The following is a 17,708-nucleotide window of genomic DNA, read 5'->3' on the forward strand; positions in this document are numbered from 1 at the left end:
CACGCGGCATGGCTGCATCAGGGTCTCCCCCATTGTGCAATATTCCCCACTGCTGCCTCCCGTAGGAGTCTGGGCCGTGTCTCAGTCCCAGTGTGGCTGATCATCCTCTCAAACCAGCTAAGGATCGTCGCCTTGGTAAGCCATTACCTTACCAACTAGCTAATCCTAACTGGGCCCATCCCAACGCGATAGCTTACATGCAGAGGCCACCTTTGGTCCGTAGACATTATGCGGTATTAGCCGTCGTTTCCAACGGTTATCCCCCTCGTCAGGGCAGGTTCCCAGCCGTTACTCACCCGTCCGCCGCTCGACGTCCAGTAAATCCACCGAAGCTTCAATACTGCCGTTTCCGCTCGACTTGCATGTGTTAGGCCTGCCGCCAGCGTTCAATCTGAGCCATGATCAAACTCTTCAATTTAAGTTTTTTTCGAAACCGAAGTTTCAGCTCAATGAATACTGATTACTGTTTCTCTCCGAAGAGAAAAACGAATTGACTGTGCCGAACAACTATTAAAGTTGTCGTTTGGTCACTCAGTTCATCGAATAAATCTTTTTGTCTATTCTCAACGAGTGCCCACACAGATTGCATAGGTCAAATTGTTAAAGAGCGTGTTGACTGAGTGGTTGGCATTTCGTGACTTGCGTCTCGTTGCCCCGTCAACAGGAAGCGCAGTATAGAGATCTCAGTTTTTCCCGCAACCCCTAAACATAAAAAAAATGCGCCTTGCTACTCGTTTGTTCACAAAACAAACAAACGTAGACAAAAGGCGCTTTTTTAGTCAGCAAGAACGGAAAGTGGCTGGTCTTCACCCGTTCTTATTTTCAATCACTCTTAGTGCGAATGCTGTTTTTCTTCCGCGCGTTCTTTAGCTCGGCAGTAACGTACAGAGCCCCACGCCATCAGCAGGAGTACAAAAGGTATCGCACCGGCTGTCCATTGTGCCCACGTATAATAGGCAAGTGTCTCTATGATGATGACATGGCCAAGGATCAATAAAGCCGCGCAGATTATCGCGACGACCATCATACTCAATTCTGATTTCATCCTTTTCCCCCTCAATGTTGTGTACGTGTTGAGTTTATCGAGGGAGACGCACGGTAGATTAGTACAGATAGTTCAGTATTCGGCTGTGACAGTTGAGTGCACAGATAAAGCTGAGATCGAGCTCGCAATCTGTGTGAGCCCCTCCAAGCTCTGACTATCATTGACCCCTTCGGCATTTTGCCTTCCCACAATCGAGACGTTCAGTCGAAAGCAGTGATTAAAGCGTCCGTCACTGGCAAATAGTGCACCCGGTGCGATTGTCACGCCATAAGGCCTGAGTGCTTGAAAGAGGTCGCGCGTATCGATGCCCTTATCGAGCATGATCCACAAAAAATAGCCGCCTGTAGGCTGACTCATCACCGTAGAGGGAGGTAAAAGTGCTTTTAGCCTTGTACGTATCACCTCATGGCGGGAAGACAATGTTTCGCGTAATCGCCGTAGGTGCGAGTCATACCCACCTTGCTTTAAATAATCGGCAATCGCCAATTGGTTAGGTGCGCCGACTGCCAAACTCGATACAGACTGGCGCTTCTCTATTTGCATCGCATAACAGCCTGCCGCTATCCAGCCAACCCGAAAACCCGGTGCGAGTTGTTTCGAAAACGAGCCACAGTGCAGCACACTACCCTGCGTATCGTAGGCTTTAAGCGGCATCGGCCTTGCCTCTGAGAAAAACAGCTCGCCATAGACATCATCCTCTATCAATGGCACTTGATACGCAGCGAGTATGCTGACCACATCTGGCCTGCGATGCGCTGGTATCGACGCGCCCGTGGGGTTATGGAAGTTGCTCATCAACCAACACGCACTGATCGAGTGGGACGCTAAGGCATGTTCCAGTGCATGGATATCGACCCCTGTTTCAGGATCAACCGCGACGGGAACGGCTTTAAGCTGTAAACGTTCGAGTGTCTGCAGCACCCCGTAGAACGCGGGGGCTTCAATAATCACCTTATCTCCTGGCTTCGTCACTGCCGCTAAAGACAGACTCAATGCCTCTATTGCCCCATTAGTAATAATGATTTCATCAATACTGACTTTAATTCCTTGGCGGAGATAACGCTGTGCAATCTGTCGACGTAGGCCGATATCGCCCGGCGGTAAAATCGTGAAGTGATCGGGATGAGAGGATTGACGCAGCACTCGCGCCATCGCGCGGCCAAGCGCTTGCATGGGAAATAACTGAGGATCAGGAAAAGCTGAACCAAATGGGTAGTACGCGCCTTTATGGCTAGCACTGATCACATCAAGCACATCCTGGTGGGTGTCGAGCCACTGAGATTGCGCTTGTGGTCGTGCCAATGCATCCACCGCGAGCTTGTTATAATGAGGCCGCACAAAAAAGCCAGAGCGCGGACGCGCCTCAACCCAACCATCGGCTTCTAATTGCTCATAAGCTCTCATTACCGTCATTGGGCTAACGTGTTGAAGCCGACTCATCTCCCTCACCGAAGGGATCCGATCACCGACTTGCCAAACACGCTGCTGAATTTGTGTTTCGATCCAGCTGGCAATGTCTCGATAACGCATTTGCACACTGCTACTCCCTGTTATTGCCCAGACGGCGATCATACCTTGGCAAGTAACAATTGGCGGGATGGAATGTAGCGGAGTGTGACCTGATCAGCGCTAATCCTTACCCACAACGAAAAAAGCCCCAGTCTTTTGACTGGGGCTTTTTTGGGATTTGGTGCCGAGAGAGGGACTTGAACCCTCACACCCGTTAAGGCGGCGGATTTTGAATCCGCTGCGTCTACCAATTCCGCCATCTCGGCAAGTGGGGGCAATTATACGTACCGACCTTTGGAGTGCAAGTAATAAAAATAAAAATCCGTTCGTTCGCACTATTTTTAACCAATTCAAGCCATTCAGCCACATTGGTGCTGAATTTGTCCCCAAAAGACATCGCAAAACCGAGGTATAAGCTTACTCACTGTCTGCCGGTCTATGCTAGGCTAGCACCGAATTGAGTACTGGGGTGTGAACAATCAAATGCAAACTTCTTCTATCGCTTGCCCAACCGCAGGCTTTTTCCGGCGTTTAGCCGCTTGGCTTTATGATCTCCTCGTCGTGGCGGCTTTGCTCATGCTCGCCGGAGGGGGAATGATGGCAATACTCGCCCTAGCACAAGTGCTAGGCATGTCGATTGCCCCTTACCAAGACATCAGTGATTTCTTAACCCATCACCCGATAGTCAATCCACTTTATACTGCGTATCTGGCCTGTGTCATCGGTGGTTTTTATGGCTACTTTTGGTGTAAAGCCGGACAAACGCTGGGCATGCGCGCGTGGCGGCTTAGGTTACAAAATACCGATGGCAGCAACATTCGTCCCACTCAAGCCATTATTCGTTTGGCCACTGCCTGCTTTGGCCTCGGGAATCTGGTTGTTCTTTTCGACATTAATAACCGTGCATTTCAAGACCACTTCGCCGAATGCGACATGATTGTGCTTCCCAAGTCCACTAAGAACAAAAAAGACTAATCACCTCTCTCGACTGGGCACCTGCTGCGTGCCCTCTCCTACCTATCGACTCACCGTTATAAATTGATATAAGACAATAAATGGGTTGATTTCTACCTATTCATCAATCCGTTATTTTTTAGGTTTTATTCATCACACGTAAAGCGACTGATTGACTAAATAATCAAAGCTCGCACATAAACTCATCGTTAACTCAGCTTTCAGCACCGTAGAGGAAGCGAGCCCAACATCATTTAATCAATAAAAACCCAAGCCACACAAAAAGAGAAAATAATAACTACGCATAAATAACAACACCACATTCAGTTTTATGGAGTTCACCTTTTTGGTGCTCCATTAACCACCTCTTCTTTTGTGAGATATCACTAAGAAGTGAAAAGGGAACCACTTTTACAATGAATGCAAAGCCATGTACCACGGCATAAAAATAATAAATAACGTGAAATTAACGGAATTACCTCAATACGTGTAGCGCACTATAGATGCTAATAAGAGGTATGAGGAGAAAGTATGAGTACTCACAGTGTTCCCGAAAAAAAAGGCTGGTTCTCGAACTTAAAGTTCCCGTCCGCCTATACCATTCTATTCATTCTTATCGCCGTCGTCGCCGCCCTGAGCTGGGTGGTGCCCGCCGGTCAGTATGAACGAGAGTATAATGAAGAGCTCGGTCGAGACGTTCCTATCTCAGGGACTTACGAACAGGTTGACAGTAACCCTCAAGGCATTGTCGATGTCCTGCTGGCTCCCATTGACGGTTTTTATAACCACCAAACGTATGAAGCGGCCGCCATTGATGTCTCGCTGTTCATTCTGATCATTGGTGGCTTTTTAGGGTTGGTCACCAAAACCGGTGCCATTGATGCGGGGATTGAACGCGTCACCAAGCGTCTAGAGGGACGCGAAGAGTGGATGATCCCCATTTTGATGGGCTTATTTGCCGCCGGGGGCACCATTTATGGCATGGCGGAAGAGTCCTTGCCTTTTTATACGCTACTTGTGCCTGTGATGATGGCTGCGCGCTTTGACCCTGTAGTCGCAGCGGCGACGGTACTGCTTGGGGCAGGGATAGGTACGTTAGGCTCAACCATCAACCCGTTCGCCACTGTGATTGCAGCCAATGCCGCAGGGATCCCTTTCACTGATGGTATCCTCCTGCGTCTTGCGATCTTAGTCATTGGCTGGCTTATTTGTGTTGTCTATGTCATGCGCTATGCGCGCAAAGTACAAGCCGATCAGAGCCAATCGATCGTTTATGACCAGTATGAAAGTAATAAAAAACACTTCCTGGGCGAGCACGACGACAACCAAAGCCTTGATTTTACGGCCACACGCAAAGTGATACTGACTATCTTTGCCGGCGCCTTTGCCGTGATGATATATGGTGTTTCATCTCTTGATTGGTGGATGGCAGAGATCTCAGCCGTCTTCCTGGGGGCTGCCATCATCATTGGCCTGATTGCACGCATGAGCGAAGAGGAAATCACCACCAGCTTCATTGATGGGGCGAGAGACCTACTCGGTGTGGCGCTAATCATCGGCATTGCCCGCGGGATCGTGGTGATTATGGATAAAGGCATGATTACCGACACCATCCTCAATAGTGCCGAGAGTTTAGTCAGTGGTTTGTCGTCTTTCGTCTTTATTAACGTGATGTATTGGCTGGAAGTGTTACTGTCATTCTTGGTGCCTTCTTCATCTGGCTTGGCAGTGCTCACCATGCCAATTATGGCGCCATTGGCCGACTTTGCGAACGTTGGGCGAGAATTGGTAGTAACGGCCTATCAATCGGCTTCGGGGCTCGTCAATCTCGTTACACCTACCTCCGGCGTGGTGATGGGTGGCTTGGCCATTGCCCGCGTGCCTTATGCGAAATGGATAAAATGGGTCGCGCCGTTGCTTGGCATTCTTACCATTATGATCATGGCCATGCTTAGCCTTGGCGTCATGTTATAACATCAGACATCAACTAAGCGTAGAGCGCATTGCTATCAAGCAGTGCGCTTTTTTATTTCTCTCACGTCCCCTGCTATAACAGCACACTTCCCTACCCCGTTCACACCTCTATTACATTATTAACACAAAGCGATTTAATACCGATCGTCATCACAAATAGAAACAAAAATCGCTCGGCATTTGTTAAATATAAATACCACTAAAGATAATCATTCATTTAATGCGCATAAGGTGAAATAAAAATAAAACATAAAAGGCATAAAAAATACACATGCCCTGCTAAAAACCTAGCACCATAAAAATAATATCGTTAAGCACGCAATAAAAGTGACTAAGTATTAAAAACCATTTTTTAATGCCGCCATAAATACCATTAACACAGAGTAAAAACCACGAAATAGAGGCAATGGTTTCAATGTGATCTAACTTCAAGTTCAACCGGCTCACGGCGTTAGAATAAATTTGTACCCAATAAAAAACCTGCACTTTTTATTTCCCTTCCGATAAAAAGCCAAGCAGAGATATACGGAGAAAGAAAGATGAACAACTTCTATGTCGGCTCTGAAATTGGTCAATTACGCACCGTGATGTTGCACCGCCCCGAGCGTGCTTTAACCCACCTCACCCCCTCGAACTGTCATGACTTACTTTTCGACGATGTTCTGTCAGTTGAACGTGCGGGTGAAGAGCATGACAAATTCGCTCAAACACTGCGCGATCAGGGCGTTGAGGTGCTATTGCTGCAAAACCTGCTTGCCGAGACGCTGGATGTACCCGAAGCCAAAGCCTGGCTAATGAACCTTAAGATCTCGGACTATACCTTTGGTCCGTCATTTGCGAACGATATTCGCTGCTATCTCAATGATCTCCCTCACCACGAGCTCGCATCAATGTTCTTAGGAGGGCTGGCGTACTCCGAGCTACCGATTACCACGACCTCCATGTTACAAGCGATGCATGCCCCATCGGACTTTATCATTGACCCCCTGCCTAACCACTTATTCACACGTGATACCTCGTGCTGGTTATATGGTGGTGTGTCGATTAACCCCATGGCCAAACCGGCGCGTAAGCGTGAAACAAACCACTTGCGTGCGATCTACAAATGGCATCCTCGCTTTGCGAACGGCGACTTTATTACCTACTTTGGTGCACAAAACATCGACTACGACAATGCCACCATTGAAGGAGGCGATGTCACTGTCCTAGGGAAAGGCGTGGTATTGATTGGCATGTCTGAACGCACCACGCCACAAGGGGTGGAAAACCTCGCGTCCAGCCTGTTCAAACATGGACAAGCCAAGCAAGTAATTGCCATGGAGCTGCCAAAACATCGCTCTTGCATGCACCTAGATACCGTGATGACCCATATGCGTGAAGATACTTTCTCGGTGTACCCCGAAGTGATTCGCAAAGACATCAAATGCTGGAGCCTGACCGGTGACCGTAGCGGCCATCTCAATGTACGCGAGGAAGATTACTTCCTCACCGCCATCGAAAAAGCCCTCGATGTCGGCCCACTGAACCTGATCACTACCGGCGGCGATAGCTTCGAAGCGGAACGTGAACAATGGAATGACGCCAACAATGTCTTGACCGTGCGCCCAGGTGTCGTCGTCGGCTACGAGCGTAACACTTATACCAATGAGAAATACGACAAAGCTGGGATCACTGTTCTATCCATTCCGGGTGATGAGCTGGGTCGCGGCCGCGGTGGCGCACGCTGCATGAGCTGCCCGATTCATCGTGATGGCATTTAATCCCCGAGCGGGCTGGGCACCTGGCTCAGCCCCCACCGACTGTAGAGAGTAAGACTATGAAAAAACCCACTGTCGTCGTGGCACTCGGAGGCAACGCCCTGCTTCGTCGAGGCGAACCTTTAGAAGCCGACATTCAACGTGCCAATATCGCCAAAGCGGCCAGAACCATTGCGGCTATCGGCGAACAATACAACGTGGTGCTCGTCCACGGTAATGGCCCTCAAGTTGGTTTACTGGCCCTGCAGGGGCTCGAATACAAATCCGTGACACCTTATCCTTTGGACGTGCTAGGTTCAGAAACCCAAGGCATGATTGGCTATATGCTGATGCAAGAGTTGCATAACTTAGCGCCAGACCAACACGTGTCTTGCATGCTGACCCAGATGACGGTCGATCCTAACGATCCTGCGTTTGCGAATCCCACCAAGCCAATAGGCCCGGTATATGACCAACAAGAGGCCGCCCAATTGGCCGAAAAGTATGGCTGGGATATTAAACCGGACGGCCAATATTATCGCCGTGTTGTGCCCAGCCCACAACCTACTGGGATTGTCGAAGACGACGCTATCGCGAGCCTCATCGACCAAGGGCACCTAGTGATTTGTACGGGAGGGGGCGGTATCCCTGTGATCCAAGAAGGGACCCAGCTAAAAGGCATCGAGGCTGTCATTGATAAAGATATGTCTGCCGCCTTCCTCGCCCGTCAAATCAATGCCGATGCGCTGCTTATTTTGACCGATGCCGAAGCGGTTTACCTCGATTATGGTGAGCCAAGTCAACGCGCACTTGCCGACACAACGCCCGATGATCTCAGCCAATATACCTTCGATGCTGGCTCTATGGGGCCAAAAATCGATGCCTCCTGCGAGTTTATTCGCCATGGCGGCAAGCTAGTAGGTATTGGCGCCCTCGAAGATGGCCTTGCTATCTTGGCAGGCCAAGCTGGCACACGTATTCGTCCACACTCAGTCAATAACAACAATATTTCTCACGGCCAGCCTACCCCTGCACAGGCCTGAGACCAATAACAAAGAGGATTGCCCACTATGGCTTTTAATCTACGCAACCGTAACTTCCTAAAATTACTGGACTTCACTCCTCGTGAGATCCAACACTTTATCGATATGGCCATTGAGCTGAAAAAAGCGAAATACAATGGCTACGAAACGCCCCGTCTAAAAGGCAAAAATATCGCCCTTATCTTTGAAAAAGCGTCAACACGCACCCGCTGTGCCTTTGAAACCGCTGTTTTTGATCAAGGCGGCCAAGTGAGCTACATCGGCCCAACGGGGTCACAAATTGGCCATAAGGAGTCGATGAAGGACACCGCACGCGTATTGGGTCGGATGTATGACGGCATTGAATACCGCGGCTTTGGCCAAGACATTGTGGAAGAGCTGGGTGAGTTCGCAGGGGTACCTGTCTGGAATGGATTAACCACAGAGTTCCACCCCACCCAAATTTTAGCGGACTTGATGACCATGCTCGAGCATGGACGCGGCAAGCAACTGCACGAAATGCGCTTTGCTTACTTAGGCGATGCCCGAAACAACATGGGGAACTCTCTGATGGTGGGTGCCGCTAAAATGGGGATGGACATCCGCTTAGTGGCTCCGAAAGCATTCTGGCCAGAAGAAGAGCTAGTCGCACAGTGTCGTGCTATCGCCGAAAAAACCGGCGCACGCATTACGCTGACCGAAGAGGTACAAGAAGGCGTGAAAGATTGTGACTTCTTGTATACCGACGTCTGGGTGTCGATGGGTGAGTCTAAAGAAGCGTGGGATGAACGCGTTGCGCTCATGAAGCCCTATCAAGTCAATATGGATGTCGTGAAAGCCACTGGCAACCCGCACGTGAAATTCATGCACTGTCTTCCTGCCTTCCACAATAACGAAACCACAGTGGGGGCAGAAATCGAAGAAAAGTATGGGTTAAAAGGCCTAGAAGTCACAGAAGATGTGTTTGAGTCAGACTGCTCAATTGTGTTTGATGAAGCAGAAAACCGTCTCCACACCATCAAAGCGGTGATGGTCGCCACCCTTGGCGATTAATGCCACCTGAGCGAGGGCGCCGAGTGGCGCCCTACTTCTCAATATTGACACCACCCAGTGACACCCATCAAAGTTTCATTTAAAAGCAACTGATAGCATATGCGATTGAATCACGCATTATTAGCTTTATGCGCTGATATTGACGTGAAATGCCGTTTATTATAAGGGGTTGCCCGTGGTTAATGATGCAATTCTATCGGTAGAAACGACCACTCCGGAGGACGATATCCTCTCTGCGTGTCGACACCTGCTGCAAACGCAAAGCTTTACCACCCAAGATGCCGTTCGCCAGCAATTGGTTCAACTCGGCTATCTTGATGTCAGCCAGTCGACCGTTTCACGCCTATTATCCAAGCTCGGGGTCGCCAAAGTACCCAATGCGCATGGACAAAAAGTCTACGCACTCAGCGGAGATATGGAGCCTGTCTACGCGGTGTCTTCTGTCGGCTCACAAATCGATGACATCACCTGTAGCCAAGCCATGGTGGTAGTGAAAACCCACCCAGGCGGCGCCCAGTTGATCGCTCGCTTACTCGACTTGCACCGACATCCTTTGATCTTAGGAACGGTAGGCGGGAACGATACTGTCCTGGTCGCACCACGCCAGCTCAATGAGCTTGCCGCCTGCGAGCAAGTGGTTCGAGACCGCCTTGCCCCTGAGTAAACGGCTTTACGTGGCAAGCTAACCGTTGCAGACTATAGGTGTCGCTTTTTATAACAAAGGAACAGACAATGACCCAAGTACTGCAAACCGAGCAGGCGCCAGAAGCTATCGGTCCGTATTCGCAAGGCGTTGACCTTGGCAACATGGTGCTGACCTCAGGCCAAATTCCCGTCAACCCAGTGACTGGCCAGATCTCTCCTGAAATCACCGCACAAACACGTCAGTCTCTCGACAACGTCAAAGCGGTGGTAGAAGCTGCTGGGCTTAAAGTGAATGATATTGTTAAGCTCACCGTGTTTGTCAAAAACATGGAAGACTTTGCGGATGTCAACAAAGTGTATGGTGCGTTCTTTGATGAACACGGTGTGGAAAACTACCCTGCTCGTTCATGCGTTGAGGTCGCACGCCTGCCCAAAGACGTTGATATCGAAATTGAAGCGATTGCGGTGCGCCAAGCCTAATTGGTAAGCGACGGCAACGAAAAGCTATTTCAGCGAAAAGCTAATTCCAGCGAAGAGCTACTTCCTGCGAAAAGCTAATGCAAAAGCGGCGCCTCCAGGCGCCGCTTTTTTGTGTCGTGATGGCATAGCGCACACTTATCAACCGCGCGCCATCACATCGATACGTGATAAAACGTCAGCAAACCAAGCGGTGAAGCGCTCGGGGGCGTCCATCATCGCCTGCTTGACTTCATCTTCAGACCACCAGCGACAGTCTGCTACCTCATCCGGGTTAGGGATCATGTCGACATGGTTGACTTCACAGGCGATGACTTGATCCAATTCATGCTCTATCAACCCGTTATCCAACTCGGCACGGTATTCAAACCAAGGTCCCATGGTAAAATCAAGCGGGCGCGCTACCCCTAACTCTTCATACAGGCGCCGTTTTGCCGCCGCCGCAACCGGCTCATCTTGTTTGGGGTGCGAGCAGCATGTATTGGTCCACAATCCACCACTATGATACTTATCGAACGCGCGACGCTGTAGCAAGTACTCACGCTCACCCTGCTCATTGCAACGAAACAACATCACTGAGAAGGCCATGTGCAGCCATCCTTGCTGATGAGCCTCCAACTTTTCAGCGATCCCTTGAGGTTCACCGCTCGGTGAGACCAAAACCACATGGTGGCGCTGGGTTGAAGTCATAAACCTATCCTCAATTAGCGAACGCCTTGGTTGCGCTCCGCCACTTCTGCATCAAGTTGTTCGAGCTTGCTTTTCATCACCTGGTGGCAATGCTTCGCGAGGTCACGGACATTGTCTTTATCGTAGCCCGTTGACGAAATTGGCGCCATCACTTCAACAATCACATGGCCGTTGTTCCAGCGGTTCGCTTTTAGGTGATGCGTCGAGCTACATACTATGGGAATCAAGGGGACGTTCGCACCGATCGCCGCATGAAATGCGCCGGTTTTAAAGGGCAATAGTCCGCGCCCGCGTGAACGTGTTCCTTCGGGAAATAACCATACGCTCAATTGTTTGGCTCGGATTTTCTCTGTGACCTGCGCAATGGTTCCCATGGCTTTACTGCGATTGGCACGATCAATCAATACATTGCCCGTGAGCCAATAGAGCTGACCAAAAATGGGGATCCATAACAGGCTTTTCTTACCCACGGTGACCGCGCCAGGCATCAACGCATTCGATAAGGTTACCATATCCCAATTGCTTTGGTGGTTGGCGATACACACGCTAGCGCCAGGCTCACGAGGTGCCCCTTCTGCGAAGCGCAGTTCAAGGCTAATCCCGAACAAACCAGAGAGGCGTCCAAACCACTTACTGATATGGTAGCAATTACGAGGGTTGCGAGGGCTTAACAAGCAATACAAACCTCCAAAAACAAACAGCAAAACAGCGACAATCAATAAAGCCAGCAGTCGCACGACAAAAATCATTTCTCTCTCCAAAGAGCAGGCGTGAAAGGCGAGTCAGTATACCGATTCAGCGCAAAAATGCACCCACACCGCCCCTGAGTTCAGGGGCGGTAGCAACTTAGCGTTCGGGCAGGATTTCGATTTGATCGACGCGCTGGAGACCACGCGGCAGCATACTGCCTCGTCGACCTCGCTCGCCACGATAATGAGTGAGATCATCCGGTTTTAAGGTCAGTTTGCGCTTCCCAGCGTGCAAGGTCACCCCGGCATTGGCTGGCACCACATACAGTTGGCTTAACACCTCTTCACGTGACTTGGCGCGTGCGCCAGGAATATTAATGATCTTATTCCCTTTCCCTTTACTCAGTTGCGGAAGCTCATGGACCGGGAACACCAACATGCGGCCTTCATTGGAAATCGCGACAATCAAATCGCTTTCCAAATCACCCACCTGGCGCGGTGGCATCACTTCGGCTTGATCTGGAACCGTCAATAAGGCTTTACCGCTGCGGTTTTTGGAGAGCATATCCGCTTGCTTGCACACAAAACCATAACCGGCGTCCGAGGCCACCAAGGTGAGCTGCCCCTCATCCGCCATTAATACATGACGAATAGACGAGCCTGGGGTGATATTAATTCGCCCGGTAATCGGCTCACCTTGGCTGCGCGCGGATGGCAAGGTGTGCGACTCTATTGCATAGCTGCGACCATCAGACCCCAGGAAAACCGCGGGTTGGTTACTTTTGCCCGGTGCCGCGTCGAGGAACTTGTCGCCTGCTTTGTAATTAAGGCCAGTGGCATCCACATCATGCCCTTTGGCATGGCGGATCCACCCTTTATCTGAGAGCACCACAGTGATGGGTTCGCTGGGGACCAAATCACGCTCAGTTAACGCTTTGGCCTCCGCTCGCTCAACCAGCGGGGAACGGCGGTCGTCCCCGTATTTTTCCGCATCCGCGAGGATTTCTTTTTTGATTAAGGTATTCAAGCGACGATCTGAGCCAAGCAGTTTCTCGAGCTTATCGCGCTCTTGGCTCAATTCATCTTGCTCACCACGGATCTTGATTTCCTCAAGCTTGGCTAACTGGCGTAATTTGATCTCAAGGATCGCTTCTGCCTGTTTCTCGCTCAAACCAAAACGTGCAATCAGCTCGGCTTTTGGCTCATCCTCACTGCGGATGATCTCAATCACCTCGTCAATGTTTAGGTAAGCGGCCAGTAAGCCTTCTAGAATATGCAGGCGGGCGAGGACTTTTTCTAACCGGTGCTCAAGGCGGCGTCTCACCGTCTGGCGGCGGAACGTTAACCACTCAGATAAAATGCCATGTAACCCCTTAACTTGTGGGCGTCCATCAAGGCCAATCATATTAAGGTTAACGCGGTAGTTCTTCTCTAGATCGGTCGAGGCGAACAAGTGATCCATCAGTTGATCACAATCGACACGGTTAGAGCGCGGCACAATCACAATCCGGGTGGGGTTTTCATGATCCGACTCATCACGGAGATCGTCTACCATCGGCAGCTTTTTCGCCCGCATTTGATTGGCGATTTGCTCTAGCAGCTTAGCGCCCGATACTTGATGAGGCAGCGCAGTAATCACAATTTCATTGCTTTCTTTATGCCAAAGCGCGCGCATTTTGATAGAGCCCCGTCCGCTAGCATAGAGCTTTTTCAAATCTGACTTCGGCGTGATCACTTCCGCTTCGGTAGGGTAGTCAGGTCCCTGTACATGCTCCAGTACACCGTCTAAGTCCAAGCTCGGCTTATCGATCATTGCGGCCAAGGCGTTGGCAAGCTCACGCGCATTGTGTGGCGGAATATCCGTTGCCATCCCTACCGCAATACCGGTGATCCCATTGAGGAGAATATGCGGTAAGCGTGCCGGCAGGGTTTTAGGCTCTTTCATGGTGCCATCAAAATTAGGCCCCCATTCAACCGTCCCTTGCCCGAGTTCTTGCAGCAACACTTCAGAGAAACGCGATAAGCGTGATTCCGTGTAACGCATCGCCGCAAACGATTTAGGATCGTCAGGCGCGCCCCAGTTACCCTGACCATCCACCAGCGGATAACGATAGGAAAACGGCTGAGCCATCAATACCATGGCCTCGTAACACGCCGAGTCGCCATGAGGATGGTATTTACCCAGTACATCCCCGACAGTACGCGCCGATTTTTTATATTTTGCCGTGGCGGATAGCCCCAGCTCTGACATCGCGTAAATGATCCGGCGCTGCACTGGCTTTAAGCCATCGCCGATAAACGGCAGTGCGCGATCCATGATGACGTACATCGAGTAATTGAGGTATGCGTCCTCAGTGAACTGGCGCAGAGCAAGTTGCTCTACCCCATCATAAGTCACCTCTGTCATGCGAATAAGATCCCGTTATAGTGATTTAGATATCGATAAGCTCGGCCATATCGCCTTTTTGCTGCAGCCAATGGCGGCGATCCTCTGCCCGTTTTTTACCCAGCAGCATATCCATCAGTTGCTGCGTCTGCTCATCATCATCAATAGTGAGCTGAACCAGGCGACGAGTATTGGGATCCATGGTGGTTTCACGCAGCTGTAACGGGTTCATTTCCCCCAAACCTTTAAAGCGTTGCACATTGATTTTGCCGCGTTTATTGCTCAAACGCTCAAGGATCCCTGCTTTTTCATCTTCATCCAAGGCATAAAAGACCTCCTTGCCACAATCGATGCGGTAAAGCGGCGGCATTGCCACATACACATGACCAGCCTGAACCAAGGCTCTAAAGTGTTGCATAAAGAGTGCACATAGCAAGGTCGCAATATGTAAGCCATCGGAGTCCGCATCAGCGAGGATGCAGATTTTATCGTAACGAAGATTCCCCAAGTCCCCAGAATCAGGGTCAATACCCAACGCCACAGAGATATCATGTACTTCTTGGGAGGCCAATACTTGGTCTGCGGAGACTTCCCATGTATTGAGGATCTTGCCTCGAAGCGGCATCACCGCTTGAAATTCGCGATCCCGAGCCTGCTTAGCTGAGCCACCCGCTGAGTCCCCCTCGACCAAAAATAGCTCGGTACGACTTGAATCTTGCATCGCACAGTCAGTCAGTTTGCCAGGCAGTGCTGGGCCTGATGCCACTTTCTTACGCACCACCTTCTTCGCGGCACGCATGCGGCGATGCGCACTGGCAATACACACTTCCGCCAAACGCTCAGCAAGGTGTGGGCGCTCGTTCAGCCACAGGCTAAAGGCATCTTTGACCACCCCAGACACAAACGCCGCACATTGGCGAGAGGACAAGCGCTCTTTGGTTTGCCCCGCAAACTGTGGGTCTTGAATCTTAACCGACAGCACGTACGCACAGCGCTCCCAAATATCATCGGCGGTCAGCTTTACGCCGCGAGGGAGAAGGTTACGGAACTCACAGAATTCGCGCATCGCTTCCAGCATCCCTTGGCGCAAGCCATTTACATGCGTGCCACCTTGTGCCGTTGGGATCAGGTTGACATAGCTTTCTGTCGTTAGCTCGCCCCCTTCTGGCAACCAAATAACCGCCCAATCCGCGGCTTCGGTCTGGCCACTGAATTCGCCGATAAAAGGTGTTTCCGGCAAAACTTCATAGCCTTTGACACTGTCAGCGAGGTAGTCTTTCAACCCATCCTGGTAACACCAGGATGTGGTCTCATCGCTGTTTTTATCAGTGAGATTGACCGTCAGTCCCGGGCACAGCACTGCCTTGGCTTTTAAGATGGTTTTAAGACGGGCCAATGAAAACTTGTCAGAATCAAAAAATTGGCCATCTGGCCAAAAGTGAACGCGCGTGCCACGGTTGCGACGACCACAAGTGCCCGTCACGGTTAAATCTTGTACTTTGTCGCCGTTTTCAAAGGCAATATCATACACTTGACCATCGCGCTTAACGGTAATTTCTACCCGATGAGACAGCGCATTCACTACGGAGATACCCACCCCGTGTAAACCACCGCTAAATTGGTAGCTTTTGTTGGAGAACTTACCGCCCGCATGCAGTTTGCATAGAATCAGCTCAACCCCAGAGACGCCCTCTTCGGGGTGAATATCAACCGGCATACCACGACCATCATCAATCACTTCCAGTGATTGGTCGGCATGGAGAATCACATCAATCTTGCTGGCATGGCCGGCTAACGCTTCATCGACACTGTTATCGATGACTTCCTGCCCAAGATGGTTAGGGCGACTGGTATCTGTGTACATACCGGGGCGTCGGCGCACGGGCTCGAGCCCATTGAGGACTTCTATCGATCCTGCGTTATAGTTTTGTTCTGTCATAATCGATTGGCTTAATAAATGTGATGACATGGTCAGCAAGGGGGATCCGCTTGTCAAGCGCGGCGCCAGATTGCCACAAGTTTCTGTGAGCTGCTATCCGTCTGTTGTGACGTAGCGGCTAAGATAGCACGAGCTTGCGTCTGTGTGCCTCTGTTTCAATGCCTCTAGCCTGATGGCGCGCTAGATACCAAGAAATTGGAGAATATCCCCACAGTAACGTTCAAAGCCGACAAAGCTATGATCGCCTCCCGGCTCAACCGTTTGTTGACTGGCACTGAATTTTGCCACTGCTTGGCGATAGTCCAGCACTTCATCACCTTCCTGTTGCAATAACCAAAATTGCTCAGGATGAGATAAGACCGGCACATCAATCTCACGCAAGGCGTTGATATCGGCAGCCTCGAGGGTGTAGCGTTCTTGGGTGTAAGGATTAACCTGTTCCCCAACATAATCTTGCAAGAGTTCGTAAGGGCGAACCGCGGGGTTAACCAGTACAGCGGGCAGTTGATAACGCTCACTCAGCCAGGTGGCTAAAAAGCCTCCTAACGAACTTCCCACCAAACCCAACTGATGGGTTTCGCTAAAGCGCGTGATCAGTTCATTGAGTAACTGCACGGTTGGCTCTGGATTACTGGGCAGTTGTGGCACCAACACCTCAATATCAGGACGATGCTGGGCGCAATAGTCTTGCATCTGTCTCGCCTTTAACGATTGCGGCGAGCTGTTGAAGCCATGAAGATAAAGCAACGCTGATGGCATGATTAATATCCGCTGGAGTCGAAGTCTGGCCGAAAGTGCTGACCGGTTACACGCGCCACTTGCGTTTCTACGCGCCCGTCGGCATACAGCTCAAGCCAGCGCCAACCTGGATTTTGGTTATCGAGCGCAAAGTCGTGTGAGTCTGGCATAAACTGGATACAGGTGGAGGGCGCCGCCATCACACGCGCACCTTGATAACGCACATCCAAGGCCTGATGAATATGCCCACACACCACAATTTTCGCTTGAGGATGACGCGCCATCACTTGCCAGAATGCCTCTCGGTTAGCCAATTTATGCTGATCCAACCAAGTGCTTCCTGCATCCAACGGATGGTGGTGCAGCAACACCAACGCATGGCGCTCAGGATGCGCGCTTAAGTGTGTATCCAAAAGGTTCAGTTGCGCTTGTGATAATTCGCCGTGCGGTACACCAGCCACCTGACTGTCGAGCAGCACCATTTGCCAATGCTCCCCCAACAGGACTTGCGGGCAAGAGCGAAGAGTATTTGACTGTAATACCGCGCTCATTTCTGGCTGATAATCATGATTACCCGGTAGCCAAAAGCAAGGCTGTGACCACCGGGCGATACCGTCGACAAAACGGCGATACGATAAAGCGGAGTGATCTTGAGACAGATCCCCCGTGGCAATAATGGCGTCGAAAGTCGGGTCTGTGGCACTGATGGCATCCAGCACCGCATGGTAGCTGCGAAGCGTATTAATACCCAGCAAGCTACCCTGCTCACTCGCGAACAGGTGTGTGTCGGTGATTTGCAAAAGACGAATACAATCGCCGTCGGCGTTATCTATCTGGCAAGACTGCAACGT

Annotated in this window: 15 protein-coding genes, 1 tRNA gene and 1 rRNA gene; 7 read left to right on the forward strand and 10 right to left on the reverse strand. The window is 50.7% G+C overall.

What is annotated here, in order from left to right; genetic code table 11:
* The 4 genes from WN56_RS06290 to WN56_RS06305 all read right to left on the reverse strand — a co-directional run.
* A 16S ribosomal RNA gene (locus WN56_RS06290) occupies positions 1–418 on the reverse strand; the annotation flags it as partial.
* Between the two features lie 414 nt (positions 419–832).
* Entirely contained in the window at positions 833–1,045 is a 213-nt protein-coding gene (locus WN56_RS06295; protein WP_046074225.1) for a hypothetical protein, read from the reverse strand.
* A gap of 72 nt (positions 1,046–1,117) precedes the next feature.
* Positions 1,118–2,575 carry a PLP-dependent aminotransferase family protein gene (locus tag WN56_RS06300; protein WP_227486529.1) on the reverse strand — a complete coding sequence of 486 codons (1,458 nt, stop codon included), beginning with the start codon at positions 2,573–2,575 and terminating at the stop codon, positions 1,118–1,120.
* 158 nt (positions 2,576–2,733) lie between these two features.
* Positions 2,734–2,820 (reverse strand) — tRNA-Leu (locus WN56_RS06305).
* Between the two features lie 217 nt (positions 2,821–3,037).
* Here WN56_RS06305 and WN56_RS06310 point away from each other — a divergent pair.
* The 7 genes from WN56_RS06310 to WN56_RS06345 all read left to right on the forward strand — a co-directional run bounded on the left by WN56_RS06310 (position 3,038) and on the right by WN56_RS06345 (position 10,418).
* The gene (locus tag WN56_RS06310; protein ID WP_046074403.1) at positions 3,038–3,529 is read left to right on the forward strand and encodes an RDD family protein; all 492 of its coding nucleotides are present in this window, start codon (positions 3,038–3,040) and stop codon (positions 3,527–3,529) included.
* 510 nt (positions 3,530–4,039) lie between these two features.
* Entirely contained in the window at positions 4,040–5,482 is a 1,443-nt protein-coding gene (locus tag WN56_RS06315; protein ID WP_046074226.1) for a YfcC family protein, read from the forward strand.
* A 539-nt stretch (positions 5,483–6,021) separates the two neighbouring features.
* Positions 6,022–7,242, forward strand: coding sequence for an arginine deiminase (gene arcA / locus WN56_RS06325; RefSeq protein ID WP_046074228.1), 1,221 nt, complete (start codon positions 6,022–6,024; stop codon positions 7,240–7,242).
* A 56-nt stretch (positions 7,243–7,298) separates the two neighbouring features.
* The gene (gene arcC / locus WN56_RS06330; RefSeq protein ID WP_046074229.1) at positions 7,299–8,261 is read left to right on the forward strand and encodes a carbamate kinase; all 963 of its coding nucleotides are present in this window, start codon (positions 7,299–7,301) and stop codon (positions 8,259–8,261) included.
* 27 nt (positions 8,262–8,288) lie between these two features.
* Positions 8,289–9,293 (forward strand): ornithine carbamoyltransferase, encoded by a 1,005-nt coding sequence (gene argF, locus WN56_RS06335; RefSeq protein WP_046074230.1) that lies wholly within the window; start codon positions 8,289–8,291, stop codon positions 9,291–9,293.
* 175 nt (positions 9,294–9,468) lie between these two features.
* Positions 9,469–9,957, forward strand: coding sequence for an arginine repressor (locus WN56_RS06340; RefSeq protein WP_046074231.1), 489 nt, complete (start codon positions 9,469–9,471; stop codon positions 9,955–9,957).
* 68 nt (positions 9,958–10,025) lie between these two features.
* On the forward strand, positions 10,026–10,418 hold the full coding sequence (locus tag WN56_RS06345; protein WP_046074232.1) for a RidA family protein: 393 nt from the start codon (positions 10,026–10,028) through the stop codon (positions 10,416–10,418).
* A gap of 138 nt (positions 10,419–10,556) precedes the next feature.
* Here WN56_RS06345 and idi read toward each other — a convergent pair whose 3' ends face one another.
* The 6 genes from idi to cpdA form a co-directional block, all read right to left on the reverse strand.
* Entirely contained in the window at positions 10,557–11,105 is a 549-nt protein-coding gene (idi, locus tag WN56_RS06350) for an isopentenyl-diphosphate Delta-isomerase (protein WP_046074233.1), read from the reverse strand.
* 14 nt (positions 11,106–11,119) lie between these two features.
* On the reverse strand, positions 11,120–11,854 hold the full coding sequence (locus tag WN56_RS06355; RefSeq protein ID WP_046074234.1) for a 1-acylglycerol-3-phosphate O-acyltransferase: 735 nt from the start codon (positions 11,852–11,854) through the stop codon (positions 11,120–11,122).
* 97 nt (positions 11,855–11,951) lie between these two features.
* Positions 11,952–14,201 (reverse strand): DNA topoisomerase IV subunit A, encoded by a 2,250-nt coding sequence (gene parC / locus WN56_RS06360; RefSeq protein WP_046074235.1) that lies wholly within the window; start codon positions 14,199–14,201, stop codon positions 11,952–11,954.
* Between the two features lie 25 nt (positions 14,202–14,226).
* Entirely contained in the window at positions 14,227–16,119 is a 1,893-nt protein-coding gene (parE, locus tag WN56_RS06365) for a DNA topoisomerase IV subunit B (protein WP_046074404.1), read from the reverse strand.
* 180 nt (positions 16,120–16,299) lie between these two features.
* Complete coding sequence (gene yqiA, locus WN56_RS06370) at positions 16,300–16,878, reverse strand: esterase YqiA (protein ID WP_046074236.1); 579 nt, start codon at positions 16,876–16,878, stop codon at positions 16,300–16,302.
* Positions 16,879–16,880: 2 nt separating this feature from the next.
* The gene (gene cpdA / locus WN56_RS06375) at positions 16,881–17,705 is read right to left on the reverse strand and encodes a 3',5'-cyclic-AMP phosphodiesterase (protein ID WP_046074237.1); all 825 of its coding nucleotides are present in this window, start codon (positions 17,703–17,705) and stop codon (positions 16,881–16,883) included.
* Positions 17,706–17,708: the final 3 nt, after the last annotated feature.

This window comes from Salinivibrio sp. KP-1, assembly GCF_000968645.1.
GTDB lineage: Bacteria > Pseudomonadota > Gammaproteobacteria > Enterobacterales > Vibrionaceae > Salinivibrio > Salinivibrio siamensis.